19 protein-coding genes and 1 pseudogene are annotated in these 17,465 nt (G+C 53.9%); 1 reads left to right on the forward strand and 19 read right to left on the reverse strand.

From position 1 onward, the window contains the following. Window positions 1-10 precede the first annotated feature (10 nt). The 6 genes from Q5911_RS04105 to Q5911_RS04130 form a co-directional block, all read right to left on the reverse strand. Window positions 11-862, reverse strand: a complete 852-nt coding sequence (locus tag Q5911_RS04105) for an aldo/keto reductase (protein ID WP_303181207.1) — start codon at window positions 860-862, stop codon at window positions 11-13. 28 nt (window positions 863-890) lie between these two features. Continuing rightward, window positions 891-1,892, reverse strand: coding sequence for an aldo/keto reductase (locus Q5911_RS04110; RefSeq protein ID WP_303181209.1), 1,002 nt, complete (start codon window positions 1,890-1,892; stop codon window positions 891-893). Window positions 1,893-1,911: 19 nt separating this feature from the next. Further along, the gene (locus tag Q5911_RS04115) at window positions 1,912-2,448 is read right to left on the reverse strand and encodes a flavodoxin family protein (protein ID WP_303181211.1); all 537 of its coding nucleotides are present in this window, start codon (window positions 2,446-2,448) and stop codon (window positions 1,912-1,914) included. A 45-nt stretch (window positions 2,449-2,493) separates the two neighbouring features. Beyond that, the gene (locus tag Q5911_RS04120; protein ID WP_303181212.1) at window positions 2,494-3,231 is read right to left on the reverse strand and encodes a flavodoxin; all 738 of its coding nucleotides are present in this window, start codon (window positions 3,229-3,231) and stop codon (window positions 2,494-2,496) included. Between the two features lie 120 nt (window positions 3,232-3,351). After that, window positions 3,352-4,176 carry a glycosyltransferase family 8 protein gene (locus Q5911_RS04125; protein WP_303181214.1) on the reverse strand — a complete coding sequence of 275 codons (825 nt, stop codon included), beginning with the start codon at window positions 4,174-4,176 and terminating at the stop codon, window positions 3,352-3,354. A gap of 120 nt (window positions 4,177-4,296) precedes the next feature. Beyond that, entirely contained in the window at window positions 4,297-4,668 is a 372-nt protein-coding gene (locus Q5911_RS04130; protein ID WP_303181215.1) for a DUF4097 family beta strand repeat-containing protein, read from the reverse strand. A gap of 245 nt (window positions 4,669-4,913) precedes the next feature. Here Q5911_RS04130 and Q5911_RS04135 point away from each other — a divergent pair, with 245 nt between their 5' ends. Next, a complete protein-coding gene (locus tag Q5911_RS04135; RefSeq protein ID WP_226395690.1) occupies window positions 4,914-5,285 on the forward strand; it encodes a PBECR3 domain-containing polyvalent protein in 372 nt (123 codons plus the stop codon). A gap of 185 nt (window positions 5,286-5,470) precedes the next feature. Here Q5911_RS04135 and Q5911_RS04140 read toward each other — a convergent pair whose 3' ends face one another. From Q5911_RS04140 to Q5911_RS04195, 13 genes and pseudogenes are all read right to left on the reverse strand, one after another. After that, window positions 5,471-6,637, reverse strand: coding sequence for an iron-containing alcohol dehydrogenase (locus Q5911_RS04140; RefSeq protein WP_303181216.1), 1,167 nt, complete (start codon window positions 6,635-6,637; stop codon window positions 5,471-5,473). A 17-nt stretch (window positions 6,638-6,654) separates the two neighbouring features. Further along, a complete protein-coding gene (locus Q5911_RS04145) occupies window positions 6,655-7,536 on the reverse strand; it encodes an alpha/beta hydrolase (protein ID WP_303181218.1) in 882 nt (293 codons plus the stop codon). Between the two features lie 42 nt (window positions 7,537-7,578). After that, entirely contained in the window at window positions 7,579-7,710 is a 132-nt protein-coding gene (locus Q5911_RS04150; RefSeq protein ID WP_303181220.1) for a hypothetical protein, read from the reverse strand. Between the two features lie 149 nt (window positions 7,711-7,859). Further along, window positions 7,860-8,747, reverse strand: coding sequence for a LysR family transcriptional regulator (locus Q5911_RS04155; RefSeq protein ID WP_303181221.1), 888 nt, complete (start codon window positions 8,745-8,747; stop codon window positions 7,860-7,862). Window positions 8,748-8,770: 23 nt separating this feature from the next. After that, window positions 8,771-9,004 (reverse strand): annotated as a pseudogene (locus Q5911_RS04160) (flavodoxin family protein); the annotation flags it as partial. Next, window positions 8,922-9,101, reverse strand: coding sequence for a hypothetical protein (locus Q5911_RS15010; protein WP_331591693.1), 180 nt, complete (start codon window positions 9,099-9,101; stop codon window positions 8,922-8,924). The pseudogene Q5911_RS04160 and the gene Q5911_RS15010, both read right to left, overlap by 83 nt. A gap of 27 nt (window positions 9,102-9,128) precedes the next feature. Then, the gene (locus Q5911_RS04165) at window positions 9,129-9,956 is read right to left on the reverse strand and encodes a prolyl oligopeptidase family serine peptidase (protein ID WP_303181222.1); all 828 of its coding nucleotides are present in this window, start codon (window positions 9,954-9,956) and stop codon (window positions 9,129-9,131) included. A gap of 51 nt (window positions 9,957-10,007) precedes the next feature. Continuing rightward, the gene (locus tag Q5911_RS04170) at window positions 10,008-11,354 is read right to left on the reverse strand and encodes an MATE family efflux transporter (RefSeq protein WP_303181223.1); all 1,347 of its coding nucleotides are present in this window, start codon (window positions 11,352-11,354) and stop codon (window positions 10,008-10,010) included. Further along, window positions 11,351-12,139 (reverse strand): alpha/beta hydrolase, encoded by a 789-nt coding sequence (locus Q5911_RS04175; RefSeq protein ID WP_303181224.1) that lies wholly within the window; start codon window positions 12,137-12,139, stop codon window positions 11,351-11,353. The genes Q5911_RS04170 and Q5911_RS04175 overlap by 4 nt, the downstream gene beginning before the upstream one ends. 154 nt (window positions 12,140-12,293) lie before the next feature. Further along, a complete protein-coding gene (locus Q5911_RS04180; RefSeq protein ID WP_303181226.1) occupies window positions 12,294-13,439 on the reverse strand; it encodes an iron-containing alcohol dehydrogenase in 1,146 nt (381 codons plus the stop codon). A gap of 76 nt (window positions 13,440-13,515) precedes the next feature. Further along, window positions 13,516-13,812, reverse strand: coding sequence for an ArsR/SmtB family transcription factor (locus tag Q5911_RS04185; protein ID WP_303181228.1), 297 nt, complete (start codon window positions 13,810-13,812; stop codon window positions 13,516-13,518). A 101-nt stretch (window positions 13,813-13,913) separates the two neighbouring features. Beyond that, the gene (locus Q5911_RS04190) at window positions 13,914-16,664 is read right to left on the reverse strand and encodes an FtsX-like permease family protein (protein WP_303181230.1); all 2,751 of its coding nucleotides are present in this window, start codon (window positions 16,662-16,664) and stop codon (window positions 13,914-13,916) included. Then, on the reverse strand, window positions 16,651-17,367 hold the full coding sequence (locus Q5911_RS04195) for an ABC transporter ATP-binding protein (protein WP_303181232.1): 717 nt from the start codon (window positions 17,365-17,367) through the stop codon (window positions 16,651-16,653). Before Q5911_RS04195 ends, Q5911_RS04190 begins: the two co-directional genes overlap by 14 nt. Window positions 17,368-17,465 lie beyond the last annotated feature (98 nt).

The raw sequence follows: 17,465 nt of genomic DNA on the forward strand, positions 1-17,465 counted from the left end.
CCCGGCAGCGCTACACGTTTCTCACAAGGCCTGCCAGATTTTCCACAACCGCCGGGTCATGGTGGTCGAAGAAGCAGCTCATGCCTGTATCAAGGGCCGCGATCTGTGCCAGGTCCTCCCCGTCCAGTGTAAAATCAAACACGTCGAAGTTCTGCTCCATCCGCTCTTTTTCCACACTCTTGGGGATACATACAATGCCTCTCTGGAGAAGCCAGCGAAGGACAACCTGGGCCACGCTCTTTCCATGTTTCTCCCCGATGCGGGCCAGCACTTCGTTGTGGAAGAGGTCATTCTTTCCTTCCGCAAAGGGCGCCCACCCCTCCATGACCACGCCTCTGGACTGCATATATTTCTGAGACTCATTCTGCTGGAAAAAGACATTGGCCTCCACCTGGTTGACAGCCGGAGCCACCTCATTGAAAGAAAGCAGGTCCGCCAGACGGTCCGGATAGAAGCTGCACACGCCGATGGCGCGGATTTTTCCTTCTTTGTAGAGCTCCTCCATGGCACGCCAGGCCCCGTAGTAATCATTTAAGGGCTGATGGATCAGATACAGATCCATGCAGTCAAGTCCCAGCTTGTCCAGGGATTTCTGGAACGCTTTCTTTGCCCCTTCATAGCTGGTGTCGGAAATCCACAGCTTTGTGGTGATAAAGAGCTCCTCCCTTGGCACACCGCACTTTCTGATGGCCTGTCCCACAGCCTCCTCGTTGCCGTAGGACGCCGCCGTGTCAATAAGCCGGTAGCCCACAGAAATGGCGTCCAGCACAGCCTGTTCACACTGGGCCGGATCTTTGATCTGGTAGACCCCGAAACCAAGCCGGGGCATTTTCACACCATTATTTAATGTTACATATTCCATAGCGCATCTTCCTTTCTGTCTTTTCTGTCTACTTTTCCTCCACTTTGGACCCGCCGAACACAGCCGACATGGGAACAGTATCCAGCATCTGATCCAGCTCCTGCACTTCCTGGCTTGTCAGCTCCACATCGGAGGCATCCGCGTTTTCCACCAGGCGGTCATATTTCCTTGTGCCCGGGATAGGTACGATCCAGGGCTCCTTAGCCAGCATCCAGGCCAGGGAGATCTGGGCAGGCGTAGCCTGTTTCTTCTCTGCCATCTCCTGGATCCGCCCCAGCATCTCCTGGTTCCTGTCCATGGCCTCGGGGGTAAACTGAGGCATGGCGCTGCGGTAGTCTGTACCCTTCTCAAACTTTGACTCCTTGCTGTACTTTGCACTCAGAAGACCGTTTGCCAGAGGGGAGAAGGCCACAAAGCCGATCTGCAGTTCCTCCAGCACCGGGAACAGCGCTTCGTAGTCCCGGTACATCATGGAATACCGGTTCTGCACCGCCGTCACCGGGCAGACGGCGTGGGCCCGCCGCAGTGTGTCCTCATCTGCCTCCGAGATCCCCCAGTGGGTGATCTTTCCAGCCTCCATCAGCTCTTTCATAGCGCCGGCTGTCTCTTCGATGGGCACGCTGCGGTCGATCCGGTGGATATAGTAGAGATCCAGATGGTCTGTCTGGAGGCGCTCCAGGGAGCCGTCGATAGATGCTTTGATAGTCTCCGGTCTGCCGTCCGGGATCAGAGGCTTGTTCACCGCGTCGGACGTCTCGTCAAAGCGGATGCCGCACTTGGAAGCCAGCACGATCTGGCCGCGGTAAGGTTTCAATGCCTCTCCTAAAAGTTCCTCATTGTCGTGGGGATGTTCCGGCGTCCCGTATACCTCCGCCGTGTCAAAGAAAGTGTAGCCTTTGTCCACAGCCCGGGCCAGCAGCTCTGTCATCTCCTTTTTGTCCGCCGCAGGGCCATAGGCATGGCTCATCCCCATGCATCCAAGCCCGATAGCTGATACTTCCAGATCTTTTCCTAATATACGTCTTTTCATGTTCCTCATTCCTTTCCTCTTATCTGACTGCCTTTCCCGCCTCGTAGGCCAGGGTGTATGCAGGTGTGTTCTCCACTTCCCCTTTCTGATACACCCCTTCTCCGTAGATCTCACCCTTTACCCGGGCCCGGGGCAGACAGTCCGTAAATCCTCTCATAGCGTCCATGGTCCTCTCCATAGCTCTCCTGCCTGCTGCCGCTGTGGCGATAAAGTAGACATCCTTGTCCTGTATCTGGGTGTACCGGGGCAGGGTCCGGTCGATCATGGTCTTCAGCTGGCCGTCCATGGAATAGAAATACACCGGCGTGGCCAGGACAAGAACGTCCGCCTCCACCATTTTATTAAGCAGTTCCTCCATGTCGTCCTTCTGGACGCAGACCCCGGTTCCCCGGCAGCCGTAACAGGCCAGGCAGGGACCGATCTTCTTCTGCTGCAGATAAACTTTTTCCACCGTGTTTCCCGCTTCCTCTGCTCCCTTCTTAAACTGATCGCAGAGAATATCTGAATTGCCGCCCTTTCTTGGGCTGGCAGATATGATCAGCACTTTCTTTGCCATTTCTCTTTTCCTCCTTATTGTCATTACATGATTTTACAAGGCTTTTTACAGCCCCAGTCCCTCCGCCCAGGAAGTAATCTCGTCCGCTGCGTCCGCCACGTCGTTTCTGGAGATGGACAGCCCGTCGCTGCTTACCTGCGCATCCGGCTGGAGCTGCGCTATAGTGTCCACTGTGTCGGAAAAGCCGCTGCCGCCGTGCACGGTAAAGGGAATGATGGTCTTCCCGGCAAAATCATTTTCCTCTAAAAATGTATACAAAGGCATGGGCATATCTCCCCACCAGTTGGGGTAGCCAAGAAGGATCGTGTCATACTGATCCACGTTTTCGATCTGAGAGGCCAGCCCGGGCCTTGCCTCCTGGTCCTGCTCGTCCGCCGCCTGGTCCACCAGGGTCTCATGGTCCAGCGGATACTGGTCCACCGTCTCGATGCGCAGCAGATCGCCGCCTGTGGTCTGCTGGATAACGCCTGCCGTGTACTCCAGATTTCCCTTGACCTGGCCGTCATCTACCACAATGCTGGCTCCTGCGTCCGCGTCAATGCCCTCTGTGTCCACATCTTCCGGCACGGAGAAGTAAGCGATAAGAATGTTGGAGGAGCCTGTGGCCGCCCCGGTGTCAGTCTCATCCTCCCCGGCGTCTGCCTGGTCATCGGATGTCTCCTGCGTCTGGTCAGAAGAAGTCTGCTCTCCGGATGTCTGGTCTTCCGCTGTGCCGGCTCCGCAGGCAGTGATCCCAAGGGCTAAGGCTGAGGTCATCAGTATGGTCACGATTTGCTTTTTCATATTTTCACTGTCCTTTCCTTTTCCATCTGAACTGGTTTTACGGTTTTATTATAGAAAAAACGAGTCCTCCTAAGAAGACTCGTTTAGTTTCGCAGTATTAACTTCAAGGTAAATGCCGCCTTACCCTTCCTGTCCCCAGTCGCGCATGGCAAGCTGCATATAATGCTGGTACAGCATACCGAAGCGATAGATATAGCCCGGCTTCCACGGTTTTGCCTTGCCGCAGAAGTGCAGGATGCCTGTGTTTTCCATCACCCATTTTACATTGCACTTCCCGGAGCTTCGCATCAGATAGTTGTTGTAATTCCGGGCGTCGTAGTTCCAGAGGGCATCGTCCAGAGGGAAGATCCGCTCCCCGTAGAGTGCGTTTAAGAGGTCCTGGTCCGGGAGAACCAGCTCCATGCGGTGCTCCTCCACATGCTGAAAGATCTTCTCCGGGAGGATCTCCTGCCGTCCCAGCTTCAGATCCATCAGCAGCACACCAGAATTATAATAGTCGTGCTCCACTCCCAGCCGGAGCCTGTTCATATCGTTTGCAAATTCTGTTTTTCCTGTGTGGGCCGCCGCCCCGAAGAGCCAGCCTGTCATGTTCGTCTCCCAGAGAGGACGCAAGGGGTTGATGACTAGCGTATCCGGGTCCAGGTAGATCATCCGGTCCAGGTCCTCCGGCAGCATCCAAGCTGCCAGCAGACGATAGTACATCTCCACCGGGTATCTGCTGCTGGCCGGGGCGCTCCGGAACAGCTTCTCATCCATCTGTACCGGGAAAAAGCCGTATCCCGCCTGCCCGCACCATTTGTCCACTGCCTCCAGCATCGGCTCCGGCAGGTGATTGTGGAGCAGATACAGGGAAAATTGCTCGCCCGGATTGTTCAGCTTCAAGGATGTGAGCATGACCTGGAGCTGAGGAAAATAATTCTGATCAAGAGTGACTAAGATATTCAAACTATAACCTCCCATTTTCCGCGTTTCTGTACATTTTCTTTTATACCAGACCCGGCACCGTCCCGCCATACCCAATATAAAAAATCTGTATAGACAAATTACGGAAAATGTAAAAACCTGTCACCTGGCATCTTCGCCGCCAAGGACTGCTCCCTTTTTCACAGAAATCTTAAGGCCCGGGCAGGGCTCCTTCTGGTGGCAGCAGACCGTTCCACTGCTTACTTCCACTGTGATCTTTTTCTGCCATCCTTCCGGGATGTAGATGATGATTTTTCCGCTCTCCACATAGCGCTGTACCACCAGGTTTGGGTTGAACCCGTCCCGGATCTCCACTGTGGCGTTTTTCTCTGAAATAAGGTAATCCTGTGCCTCTTTTTTCTTCATGACAAAATTTTGCATAGTCATCTTCTTTTCCTCCCCCTGCAGAAGCCGCATGCAGCTTCTCATCACTGCGCTGATCATCGTTCCTGCCTGTAAATAGGAAGCTTCCATATCTTTCCCTCCGAACCTGTCCGGGGTCTTATCTGCTCCCGGCCCTGCCGCCTTTTGTATGATGACTATACTATACTGGAATTTTTTTTAAATAATGTTGGCAAATTATTTAAGAATTCTTAAATTTTTTGTTCTGTCCAGGTATGTAGGATGAAAATAAAATGCTGGACCAGCATCCTTTTATATGATAAACTGATTGAACCAGAACATTATGTGACTATAGCCGACAGGAAAGAAGGTGCATAGTGACAGATCGTATATTTCCCATACATTCTTTTAATCTGAAATTCAACGAATATCTTCCTTTTTCATTTACACAGGACTTTATTTATCAGTCTTCCGGCCTAAAAAAGCATATCGAAAAGCGGCATCCCGAATGTCTGCCATATTTGCCGATGATCCCCGATATCATAGCTTCTCCGGACTATATTGGGGTTAATCCAAACGAAAATGTTAAAAGCTTTGAACTGGTAAAAGTGCTCAATGAAAATATCCAGATAGGAATTAAACTGGATATCAAAAAAAATTACCTCTATGTAGCCACACTGCACACCATCACTGACGGAAAACTTCAGCATGGTCTAAAAAATGGGCGGTTAATCAAATTTGACAAATAAACATATTTTATCTATAATAAGCATACAATAAATTGAATTGCAAAGGTCGGAAAGGCTCCCGACACACTCGCAAGAGTACCTGAGATGCTGGATACGCCGCCCAGCTTGCTATTCAATTTAAATCGAAGGTGCCACTATTATATGAGTGGCACCTTTTGATATGCAGAAAAATAGTATTCCCTTTCTTAAAAACACTCTTTAAAAATCTCCAGTATCTCCCCCGGCAGTATTTTCCGGTAGCCTCCCGGGGAAAAACGGCAGGAGTCCGCAATGCTCTTAAGCTGCTTCTGATCCTTGATCCCAAGCTGCCGCAGGGTGGTGGGAAGACCCATGTCACGGATGAATGCTTCCAGGGCGTCGATCCCGGCCCTGGCCAGTTCCTCCTGGCTCTTTCCCTCCGGGGAGATCCCCCACACATTGACGGCAAATCTGGCGAATTTGGAAAGCCTGTCCCTGTATATATGGCGGTAGTAGGACGGGTGCAGCACCGCCATCCCCTGGCCGTGTCCGCAGTCCGTGTAGGCTCCAAGCTGGTGCTCCATGAGATGGCAGGCGAAATCACACTTTTTCCCCAGTTTGATAAGCCGGTTCTCAGACAGGGTGGAGTCCCACAGAAGGTTGCTCCTGGCCGTGTAATCCCGGGGATTTTCCACCGCCATGCGCATATTTCTTATGATATTGCGCATCAGAGCCTCGGCCAGCTCATCAGACACATTCTGCTCGTCCGGCTCGCTGAAATAGGTCTCCATGATATGGGAGAGGCTGTCAAATGCCCCCGCCACCATCTGTTCCTTCGGTACGCTGAAGGTGTAGACCGGATCCATGAGGGCAAACCTGGGGCTGCACTTTGGGTAGTCGTACCCTGTCTTTATCTTCCGCTTTTCGTGGGTAATGACAGCCGCCCCGTTGCACTCGCTTCCTGTCCCCGCCGTGGTGGGGATCATGCCTGTGGGGATGGGATCAAAATCAATGATGCCTTTTCTCGCCCAGTAATTCTCCCAGGCGTCGCCCCTGCATCCTGCCGCCAGCGCCACAGCCTTGGCACAGTCCATGACAGAGCCGCCCCCGATGCCCAGGATCATCTGCACCTGCCCCTCTCTGGCAAGCCGGACGCCCTCCATGACTTTCCCGTAGGTGGGATTGGGCATGATGCCTGGAAATTCCACTATGTTCTTCCCCGCCTTCATAAGGATATTCAGCACTTCGTCGTAGATCCCGTTTCGCTTGACAGACCCCTGACCGTAGGCCATCATGACCGTGTCGCAGTCTTTCACAAGACAGGTGAGGAATTCCTTCACGCACCCCTGGCCGAAGTAGACCTTTGTCTTATTTTCATATATAAAGTTGTTCATATGGAACCCTTCCTCCTCTAACTCTCATCTATCTGCGCCTGCCAGAAAGCAATGGCATCATTGATCCAGCCCTCCGCGGAGGTACCGATGCCAAGTCCAAAGCCGTGCTGCAGATCCGGGTAGTGATGAAATTCCGTCCGGATCCCGGCGGCGTCCAGGTTTTCAATCCGCTCCTCCATGGTCCGCCAGTTTGCGATCCCATCGTTCTCCCCCACGCAGGCGTAGGTAGGGGGATCATTTTCCGTGTAATCCGTGTGTCCCGTGTACTGCATGATCACGGCTCCGGGCCCTGGCAGGTCATCCCCGCCGAACCGGGCCGGACCGTAGGAGCCAAGGTAAGCAGCCATTCTGGCTCCTGCAGAGCCGCCCCAGAGTGAATAGCAGTCCGTGCTGACTCCCAGCTCCTGTGCATGTGAAAAGATAAAGCTGATGGCCGCCGCCAGATCCTCACAGGCGACCTCCGCTCCCCCTGTCCTGTACTGCAGGGCAAAAGCATTGTATCCCTGGCGGCTCAGCTCCAGGGCGTAGGGAAAGCTCTCGTGTATGGAGCCCACATAAGAAAATCCGCCTCCTGCGCTGACTACGGCAAAGGGCGCGTCCGTCCTGCCCCGGAAAAAGAAAAGACCTGTGTTTTCCTTGTCCGGATCTGCCTGCTTTTCCTCCTCCGTGTAAATATCGTAGAAGATGGTCTCCCCGTCCGCCACCATGTCTTTCATGGAGTTGATCACATCCACCGTGGTATCCGTATTGATATAATTGTGATAAGGAAGCATGGAGTCAATATGATCCAGCGTCATATCCTCATCCGGCTCCCGTCCCCCAAGAGGGAACAGGAACTGCCCGAACCCCTCAAAGTCCGGATCCTCTACCACCTCAGCCACTGTGGTATCTGCGTCCACATATCCGCCGGACGGGGCGCTGTCCCCGGCTGTCTCTTCCTCCTACTGCGTCTCCTGCTGTGCCTCTTGTTGTCCCTCTGTCTGATTGCTCTCTGCTGCCGGTTCCGGGGCGGAAACGCACCCGGACAGCCCCAGCACGGCGCTTAAAAGAAGCGCTGTCAGTATATTTTTCATATTTTCAAACCTCCCTTATCCCTCCTGCCGTCAAAGGGCAGGCTGTGTTATGTCTGCTAAAAGTATTGTACAAAAAAAGAGACTTCCAAAGAAGTCTCCATTAGTTTCCCAGTTAATACCTTTCGCTTTATAGTATAAGCCTGGCTGTTTTATACGGCTTTCTGAATGGCTTTCAGAAACCGCTTCACAAGATCCGACGGCTCCGGGGAGTAGAGGACGCCGTAGGGAATGGTGTACTTCCACTCCACAGGGATCACCTTCAGAAGAGGATGCACATCCTTCCAGTTCTCCACCACCATAAGAATATCGTTGCTGTTCTCGCACTGGTTAAAAATATCCACGCTGTAAATATCAAAATCCACCACATGGATCTGGTGATGATTTTTCCAGATGTCATCCCGCAGCTCATCCACATAGTTGCTCCAGCCCCTGTGCATCATGAGAAAATTCTCTCCGTACAGATCCTGGAAAGTGAGTGTGTCTTTCTCAGCCAGCCTGTGGTTGACAGAGACGGCGCAGCAGATCCTCTGCCTGGACAGCTCCAGCCCTGCGCACTGGCGCAGTTTCAGCATAGTCTCGTCGAAGATCCCCGCCACCACGTCGATATTGCTCCCCAAGTTCTTAAGGATCTCCCTTGCGCTTTCCTGGCTGTTCATATAGGGGATCATCTGCAGCTTGATATCCGGATACTGTTTCTGCACCTTTGACCAGGCCTGCACCAGGGGCGCGGCCGGGGTCATGGGGGATGTGCCGATCCGGATCACATTGTCCTTCTCCTGCATGGCTTTCCTGGCCCGCTCCACGGACTCCTTGCAGTACTGGATGATATATTTTGCATCTTTATAGAGAGATTTTCCCGCCTCCGTGAGGGTCAGCCCCCTGTGGGTGCGGACAAAAAGAGTAAGACCCAGGTCTTTCTCAAGAAGATTGATCTGTTTTGTGACGGCGGGCGGCGTGATGTAGAGCGCTTCCGCGGCTTTGTTAAAGCTGCCCAGATCCGCCACAACGATAAATGTCTCAAGCTGCAGGTTGTACATAGGTCCTCCTCCTTTGTCATCTCCTATCGGATATAGTTTGTATTGATCCTTTTCTCCTCCTCAGGGGGAATGACTCCCTGCTGCTTTCCGGCCTCAATGCTCTTTAAAAGCCAGGCCATATTTTTCCCAAGCACACGCATGATCTGAACGCCCTCTTCGTCCTTAAGGACATCCTCAGGCGTCTGCCCATGCACCATATTCCAGTATCGAGAGGAGACGACAGGCATCTGGGTGTACATAAGATAATTCCTCTGCTGTGATGCCTTCTTTTTTCAGTTCACAGCCCGCCAGATCAAGCGCCGTATGCGTGCACCCGTTCTGGTGCGGACTCCCGTTTACAAGTAATACTTTCATTTTCTGTCTCCTTGTTATTTTAATACTTTATTTTTCAAAAAGCCAGCCCATAATTTCCCTGTCCGCGGCGAAAAGATTGCCTCCGCCGTGCTGGTTGGACATGCCCTGTCTTTCAAAGTAAGACCCGGCTTTCACATCCAGCACCAGAAGCTGGTCTATCTCCTGGCCGGACAGGCCCTCCTGCTCATACAGGCTGCGGAGATTTTCACAGGCTTCCTTAAAAGGACCGGCCCCGTAGTACTCGTCGCTCTCACCGATGACAAAATACACCGGCGTGCGGCTCTCCACTACCGGCTCATAGGCCCCGTCCCACCTGGAACTGCACAGAAGGCAGGCGGTAAAAAGCTCCGGTATTTTGCCAAGGACAAGGGACATGGTCTCCCCGCCCCCGGAGTATCCTTCCCCGTAGACTCTCTGCGGGTCGATATTGTAGCTGGCAAAAAAATATTCCACCAGGGCAATGGTCTGATCCGCGGACTCCTCGTCCCAGCCGGAAAGCTGGGGCGCCACAACAATCATATCCGGGTCATATTCCTGGGCCGTGAAGCCGAAATCCTCCTGGTACAGGTTCTCGCCTGTCCCCTGGAAATACAGTCCCTCGTAGCCCGGCAGGGTGAAAAAGATAGAGGTCGGATGGCTGCCGTCATAGCTGTCCGGCACATACAGATTGAAGTGGATATCTCCCTCTGTCTCCGAGTGCAGGACATTGTCCAGGGTAAAGCCCCGGTACTCCTGCGTCCCCTCTGTCACGGAATAAGAGGCCTCCCGGGGCGTCTGCCCGGCGTTTCCGCAGGCTGTCAGCAGCACCATCAGCCCTGCCAGAAGAGCAGGCACGGCTTTCTTTTTTCGTTTCATCCTGTCATTCCTCCTTGTCCATGTTCTCTCTTTGTTCTGTCTTTTTTCTCTCTATTTCAGTTTCCGCCAGGTGTGCATGTACATGCCCAGGGATACCGGGAGCATGACCAGCTCCACCACGAGCTGGGTCCAGATCATGCCGTAAAGGCCGATAGTCACATCCATGATGATCAGAAGCGGGATATTCAGAAGTCCCTGCCTGCTGAATGTAAGGATGGCTGACTGGGTGCCCTTCCCCATGGCCTGCAGAGTGTAGCTGATAAGGAAATTCACCGCCGTGAAAGGCACGGCCAGACAGGCGATCCTGAGGAACTGCGCCCCCAGCGCACTTGTCTGTGCCTCCGGGATAAAAAGATGCAGGATACCCGGGGCAAGTGTGGCGAAGCAGGCCACAAAGCAGGCGGACAGGACCACGGCTGTCTTCCAGGAAAAGAACGAGACGGCACGCATCCTTTTATAGTTCTTTGCCGCATAGTTGTAACCCACCAGGGGCATAAATCCCTGACACAGGCCCATAGACACATTCAAAGGGAACTGGTCGATCCTTTTGACAATGCCGTAGGCCGCCACAGGGATGTCCCCGTAGCCGGAAGCCAGCCGGACCATCACCATGTTGGACAGATTGCCAAGGCCTGTGGCCAGCGCCGAGGCCAGCCCCACGGAAAAGACCGGCTTTACAAACCGCAGGGTAAAATATTGGGGCAGAAGGGAGACAGATGTCTGATCCCCCAGCCGCCTGTACATGATCACAAAAAACACCAGGGACGACAGGTTGGAAAGGGCTGTTGCCATGGCCGCCCCTGTCACATCCAGGCGCAGACCGAAGATCAGCACCGGATCCAGCACTACGTTCAGAATGCCGCCGAACATCATACCGATGCTGGCCGGCCGGGCATGGCCTTCGCTTCGCAGAAGATGCCCCATGGACAGGCTCAGCATGGTGGGCACGCCGCCCAGAACCACCACCCAGTCCAGATAGTTCCGGGCGTAGCCGTATGTATCCTGGCTGGCCCCGAGAAAAGAAAGGAGCGGCTCCTGGAAGAGAAAGGTCAGAAGGGAAAACAGCAGTGTGACCGCAGCTCCGCCCCATATACTGAAGGCAGAGACATGCCGGATATCCCTGTGGTTGTTCTTCCCCATCATCCGGGAGATCAAACTGCCCCCGCCAAGGCCGAAGAGATTGCCAAGGGCTGTCAGCAGATTGAACCAGGGCGACACCAGGGACACAGCCGCCACCATGTAAGGATTGCCGATCTGTCCCACAAAAAAAGTATCTGCCAGATTGTAGATCATGGTCACCACCTGGCTTATGATGGTAGGGATTGCCAGCGTGGCCACTGCCCTTGGAACCGGCATGTCCTCAAACAGTTCTTTTTCTGAGACTTCCTGTCTTCTCATCGCAGCGCCTTCTTTCCTGCCCGGTTCCTATCCCAGAAGCGGACCGCATCGTCTATCCATCCTTCCGCCTCCGTTCCCACGCCAAGGCCGAAGCCGTGCCGCAGTCCGGGGTAGAGATGAAATTCCGTGTCAATGCCAAGTTCCTCCATACACTGAAGCCGCCTTTTCATCACCCGCCAGTCAGCAATGCCATCCCGGCCGCCCACACAGGCGTAGGTGGACGGATCAGCCGGACTGTACTGGCTGTGTCCGGTGTACTGCATGATCACCGCGCAGGCCCGGGGCAGCCGTCCCTCCCCGAAGGCCCCCGGGCCGTAGCTGCCAAGGTACGCCGCCATCCTGGCTCCCGCAGAGCCGCCCCACAGGGAGTAGCCTTCTGTGTCCACGCCCAGCTCCGCCGCATGGTCAAAGATAAACCGGATGGCTCTGGCAAGGTCCTGGCAGGCCGCATCCGCGGTTCTTGTCCTGTACACGAGGGCAAAGCCATTGTACCCCTGCCGGGAGAGTTCCAGCGCATGGGGCAGGCTCTCGTGAATGGAGCCCACATAGTAAAAGCCGCCTCCTGCGCAGACCACAGCAAAAGGCGCCTTCTTCTCTCCCCGGAAGAAGAAAAGACCTGTGTCCTTTTTCTCCGGGTCCTGCCGTTTCTCCTGCTGAGAGTAAATATCATAGAAAATCTGGCGGTCCTGTTTCCTCTGCTCCTGCATCTGCCGGATCACATCCACGATCCTTGTATCTGCCTGTACCATCATCATCTCTCCTTTTTTATCTGACCGGCCGCTCATCTGTAGTCTGTGCTCCGGCTCACTTCCATCCAGTCCCGGATTTCCCGCAGCCTGTGATCAGCCATGTCTTCATATGTTCTTTCACCTCTTTAAGTAAATTGGCAAAGATACGGCCTGTGTATCTTTGCCAATCTTCCGATCCTTATCTTTTTCTTTACATGCACTCCATCAGAATATCGTAGATCTCATCGTGGCTCAGCTCTCTTGGATTGCTTTTGATAATATTGCAGCTATCCGCCACATTTCTTAAAAGCTCCGGCGTGATCTCTGTTTTCGACCGCAGTTCACTCATCTTTGTCGGAAGGCCGCACTCTCTGATAAAGTCTGCCAGCGCCTCAACGGCTTTTTCCGCTGTGTCCACGCCAAAGACTTCCTGACCGAACCTGGCAAATTTCTCCTCCGCATCTTTTGCGATATGGCGGTAGTAAGCCGGGTGGATCACTGCCAGTCCCTGTCCGTGGTTACAGTCTGTGTAGGCTCCAAGCTGGTGCTCCATCTGGTGGCACTGGAAATCCGTCACTCTTCCCACCTTCAGAATGCCGTTTTCCGCCATGGCGGAGTCCCACATGAGATTGCCCCTTGCCTGGATATCGTCTATATTTCCCATCAGCCGCTTCATGTTTACCACTGTATTTCTCATGACAGCCAGGGCCACATCGTCAGATACATTGTCTGCGTCTGAATTTCCAAAATAGGTCTCCATGGCGTGGCTCAGTGTGTCGAAGGCTCCGGAGATCACCTGCATTCTGGGCACGGACATGGTGTAGGACGGATCCAGGATGGCAAACCTGGGAGCCGCAGCCGCCATTCCAGCCTTGATCACCTTCTCCTCGTTGGTGATGACTGCGCCGCCGTTCATCTCAGCGCCTGTGCCGGAAGCGGTGACAATGGCGTCCATGGGAATCACCTCTGAAGGGAACTGATGGTCTGTCATCTCCATCTCCCAGAGGTCCTTGTCTGTCTTTGCCTGGGCTGCCACGATCTTGCAGCAGTCAATGACAGAGCCGCCGCCCACTGCCAGGATAAAGTCAATGTGTTCCTTCTTTGCAAGCTGCGCTCCTTCCTGCACTTTGACGTAGGTAGGATTGGACATGATGCCGGAAAAATCTGTCACCTCTTTGCCCGCCCCTTCCAGGATGGATTTCACCTCATCGTAGATGCCGTTCTTCTTCACGGAACCGCCGCCGTAAGCCAGCATCACATGAGGGCCGTAAGCGGACACAGCCGCTGCCAGGTGCTCTTTTGCTGCTCCCTCTCCAAAATAAACCTTTGTGGCATATTCGTATACAAACTTCTGCATGATCCATTACTTTCAATATATCAATTTTTTTTGATGTGTTATACCTAATGAAACGCCACCTGAGATCAGATGACGTTTAATTTACATTTTCTGTACCGGGTGTAGCCAGCTTTTCCAGCAGAGCAAGTGCTTTATCTCTGCCGGACAGACTCAGACGATAATAGGTCCATTTTCCCTCCTGGCGGCTGATGACAATTCCCGATTCACACAGTATTTTCATGTGATATGATAATCCCGATTGTGTCAAATCCAATGGTTCCAGAAGTTTACAGGCGCATTTTTCACCGCTTCGTAATTCTTCCAGTATAGCAAGACGTTTAGGATCACAAAACGCTTTGAAAACTTTCGCATGCTCCTGATACTTCTTTTCCATCCCAGCACCTCACATCAAATTATTTTGATATGATTATTGTATGCATCATCCACGTATTTGTCAAGGAAATTCTAACGGAAAAATATGTCAATCTAAGAGCTTTAGCAATGTACCTTCCTGTACATAACCTCCGGTACTCCCAGGCAGATTACCGCCAGGGCCGCTTCCATCCCTGCTGCCTGCCACACCGGCCAGGAAAAGGTAAAGTAGGAGATCCGGCCGCCCATATACGCTCCGACAGCGGCCAGCACTGCACTGCCCAGGACAAGAAGAAGAGCTGCCGTCACAAGCAGGTAGATGGCTCCCTCCGCCAGGATCAGTCCCTTTTGCTGCCTCCTTGTCATACCGATCTTTTCCATCATGTCAAACTCTGTTTTCCGGGACAACATCCCTGTGACACAGACATTGAAGTAATTCAGAAGTCCGGCAAAGATCAGCACAGCGGCAATGATCCCAAAAACCAGGTTGCTGACCATAATATAGCTCCGGGCCTCCTCCATAAGATCACCGGCGCTGATCAATAAGAGGCCTGCTTCGCCAGCCTCGTCCCTTCGCCGGTTCTCCGCTGCGGTGATCTGCTCTATCCCTTTCTGTACGTCCGCCTCCTTCCCGTCCCGGGCATCCAGTTCCATAAGCAGTGTTTTCTTTTCTGTAGGCAGCTTTTCAAAACCCTCTTCACTGATGACAAAATAAAGCATGCTTTCTCCGTGCCAGCTCCTTGGAAAATCCGGAAATCCCTCCGCCTGTGTATCCATATAGCCGCACAGAGTGAAGGCTTCTGAGGTAATTCCGGGCTGCTCCCCCATCTTTTCCAGTTCCTCCGGGTCCGCCTCCAGCCTTTTCTCTCTTTCTTCTTTTGACCAGAGGGCAGAAAAGCGGACAGGCTCCCCCACGCTCTCCCGGGCCTGCTCTTCCTTTGCCGGCGACAGTATGTGGTCGTGAAGGAGAAGAACCCCTGTGCCGTCTGCCAGACTTTCCATGTCAAGGCCAGGGTCCTGTTTTCCGGCAAAGTCTGCCAGCTCCCGGATCTCCTCCTGGGATAAAATCTGAACCGTGCAGTGGTCCGCCCCGATCATCACCTCCACCGGAAGTCCGGAAGAACCATACTCCTCCTCCAGTTCTTCCACCGTGTCACCCGAGTCATTTAAAGGCTCCAACGCTTTGGGGCTGAAAGAAGGAGACAGGTAACCTCCCTCTGCAAGATACACACTGCTCCCCTCTACCCCGTCCAGTGACAGGATCTCCTCCTTCACCGCGCTGCTGACAGGAGAGAACTCGTCATAGTCATTGTCGTAAAGCAGCATCAGTGTGGTTTTGCCGGTGACAAAGGGGTCACTCTCCAGATCAGTTCCCTGCTGCCCTTCTGTTTCTTCCGCCGGGTAGCCGGATCTTCCCGCCACCACAAAGTCCGGCTTCTTTTCTATGGCATGGGTATAGTCCGCGCCCCGTGCCATCATTATGGCACATAGGGCTGCCTCCATGCCGAGAAAAAGAGACAGGACCGTAAGGAAAAACCGCCCTCTGTGGCGCAGCACATTTTGCCATGCCATGAAGACAAGCTCCCGCCTGGGTGAACGGCTCTTTTGTTTCCTCTTCCTTTTGTTTTCCCGCTGTCTGCCAGGATCAGCTCCTGTGTAGGCGGAAGCCTCCAGAGCTGACAGCCGGAAAGTCCTGAGGATCACTGACGCGGCCGCCAGGACTGCAGTCAGAATGGTAAATACAGCCGGAACTACCAGAAACTCCGGCCGGAAAAACATCCATCTCCCAGCGCCTCCCCAGTCTTTCAGATATTTTTCTCCCAGTATTCCGGGAAGCCATGTAAGCAGCACGAGAAGAGAAATCCCTGCCCCGGCCAGGGCTCCTCCCAGAACCGGTCTGCGAAGCTGCCCCATATAGAATGCCCTGAGCTGGGCATCTGTCATCCCCACAATATGCAGAAGCCCCATCTGCCGGACGTCACCCGCCATGGAAATCTGCATCACATTGCAGATGAGAAAAAACACGCCCGCCAGAATGCCCCCCCCTGCAAGGAGCGCCGCCCCGTACCCTCCGGCCAGACGCCGCACGGCATTGTAAGAGGCTGTATTTCCCCCGGTAAACCGCTGGGAGTCAGATGCCATCTCCACATCCCGGTAAAGCTGTTCCTCAGCCTGCCTGCCGCTCAGGCTGTCTTTTTGCAGGATCAGTATGTCCACATCCTCATCCAGACTGCCGCCCCAGTCCTCCAGCTTCTCTAAAGAGATATATCCCTGGGCCGCCGTCCCGGAGGCCGCTGTGTAGTCTGTGTACCAGCCGCTTAAGGTGAAAGTCTCCTGTTCTTTCTGAAAAAGTCCCACTTCCACCTCAAGAGATATTTCCATCCCCGGCTTCGGACTGCTGATCCCAAGCTCCTTAAGGGCCCGCACCGGAAGCATGATCTCCTGCGCCCCGGAAGGATACTGTCCTTCTATATCCGTGTATGCAGGCTCTGTCAGTTCTTTCCACGCCATCAGATCCAGGGCACAGATCTGGCAGACGCTGCCCTCCTTATCCGGACGTTTCGCATTGCCCACAGTCCGTCTCCGCCCTGCTTCCCGGATGTAGGAAAGTTTCCGGAGCCTTTCGTACTGGGAAGCATTTCCTCCTTCCAGACAGGTGGCGGCTACTGTACCCGCCTGCCGGATGGCCCGGGTCTGTTCCGCCTGGACCCTGCCTGCGAAGATGCCAGAGATGACCGCCAGTGACACCACGCCAAAAAATACGGCAGAAAAGAGTATCCGGTTCCTGCCCTGCGCTGCGCGGGCGCTTCTTCGTATGAGCATCTGCATGGCCCTGCGGGCACTTCCTTTTATTTTTCCATTACACTCCCGCATGTCGCCCCTCCTTTTCAGACCGTCCCTCTTTCTGTCTGCCGTCCACCAGCTTTCCGTCAGACATGCGCAGGATCCGGTCTGCCATCTGGGCCGCTTCCTCCTGGTGCGTGACAAGGATCACAGTCTGGTGAAACCGGGCGGCGCAGGTCTTTAGAAGTCCCATCACTTCCATTCCTGTCACGGAGTCCAGACTTCCTGTCGGCTCATCCGCTAATAAAATGGCCGGTTTGACAACAAGAGCCCGGGCAATGGCCACCCGCTGCTGCTGTCCCCCGGACAGGGTCCCGGGCATCCGGCCCAGCAGTTCCCGGATCCCAAGGGCCGCCGACAGCTCCTCCAGAAACGCCTCGTCCGCCTCCTCCCCGTCCAGCCGGAGAGGAAGGACAATATTTTCATAGACGTCCAGCATGGGAACAAGATTGTACTGCTGGAAGACGAATCCTATGTTCCTCCTGCGAAAAACAGTCCTCTCCTCCCGGGTCATATCCTTCAGACTGTTTCCCCGTATCCACACCCCGCCTGCGGTAGGCTCCTCCAGTCCTCCCAGCAGATTGAGAAGGGTGGTCTTGCCGCTGCCGGACGTGCCCACCAGGGCAAGGAACTCTCCTTCTTCCACATCCAGGGTCACTCCGTCCAGGGCGCGCACCTGGTAAGTATCTGTCACATAATATTTCTTCAAGCCTGCGGCCTTTAAGATCTTCATTTCGCTGTCTTCCTCCTTTTATGCAAAAGGCGGCAGGAACGGACACACACTCCTGCCGCCGTATTCTGTTTTCAGTATAGAGGACAAATCTTACAATC

It is taken from the genome of Lachnoclostridium phocaeense (assembly GCF_959599685.1).
Classification (GTDB): Bacteria; Bacillota; Clostridia; order Lachnospirales; family Lachnospiraceae; genus Claveliimonas; species Claveliimonas monacensis.

Bases quoted from the DNA above. Each gene is read 5' to 3' on its own strand.
- Q5911_RS04105 (WP_303181207.1), bottom strand. From the start codon at position 862: ATGGAATATGTAACATTAAATAATGGTGTGAAAATGCCCCGGCTTGGT.
- Q5911_RS04110 (WP_303181209.1), bottom strand. From the start codon at position 1,892: ATGAAAAGACGTATATTAGGAAAAGATCTGGAAGTATCAGCTATCGGG.
- Q5911_RS04115 (WP_303181211.1), bottom strand. From the start codon at position 2,448: ATGGCAAAGAAAGTGCTGATCATATCTGCCAGCCCAAGAAAGGGCGGC.
- Q5911_RS04120 (WP_303181212.1), bottom strand. From the start codon at position 3,231: ATGAAAAAGCAAATCGTGACCATACTGATGACCTCAGCCTTAGCCCTT.
- Q5911_RS04130 (WP_303181215.1), bottom strand. From the start codon at position 4,668: ATGGAAGCTTCCTATTTACAGGCAGGAACGATGATCAGCGCAGTGATG.
- Q5911_RS04140 (WP_303181216.1), bottom strand. From the start codon at position 6,637: ATGAACAACTTTATATATGAAAATAAGACAAAGGTCTACTTCGGCCAG.
- Q5911_RS04150 (WP_303181220.1), bottom strand. From the start codon at position 7,710: ATGAAAAATATACTGACAGCGCTTCTTTTAAGCGCCGTGCTGGGGCTG.
- Q5911_RS04155 (WP_303181221.1), bottom strand. From the start codon at position 8,747: ATGTACAACCTGCAGCTTGAGACATTTATCGTTGTGGCGGATCTGGGC.
- Q5911_RS15010 (WP_331591693.1), bottom strand. From the start codon at position 9,101: ATGAAAGTATTACTTGTAAACGGGAGTCCGCACCAGAACGGGTGCACG.
- Q5911_RS04165 (WP_303181222.1), bottom strand. From the start codon at position 9,956: ATGAAACGAAAAAAGAAAGCCGTGCCTGCTCTTCTGGCAGGGCTGATG.
- Q5911_RS04170 (WP_303181223.1), bottom strand. From the start codon at position 11,354: ATGAGAAGACAGGAAGTCTCAGAAAAAGAACTGTTTGAGGACATGCCG.
- Q5911_RS04175 (WP_303181224.1), bottom strand. From the start codon at position 12,139: ATGAGCGGCCGGTCAGATAAAAAAGGAGAGATGATGATGGTACAGGCA.
- Q5911_RS04180 (WP_303181226.1), bottom strand. From the start codon at position 13,439: ATGCAGAAGTTTGTATACGAATATGCCACAAAGGTTTATTTTGGAGAG.
- Q5911_RS04185 (WP_303181228.1), bottom strand. From the start codon at position 13,812: ATGGAAAAGAAGTATCAGGAGCATGCGAAAGTTTTCAAAGCGTTTTGT.
- Q5911_RS04190 (WP_303181230.1), bottom strand. From the start codon at position 16,664: ATGCGGGAGTGTAATGGAAAAATAAAAGGAAGTGCCCGCAGGGCCATG.
- Q5911_RS04195 (WP_303181232.1), bottom strand. From the start codon at position 17,367: ATGAAGATCTTAAAGGCCGCAGGCTTGAAGAAATATTATGTGACAGAT.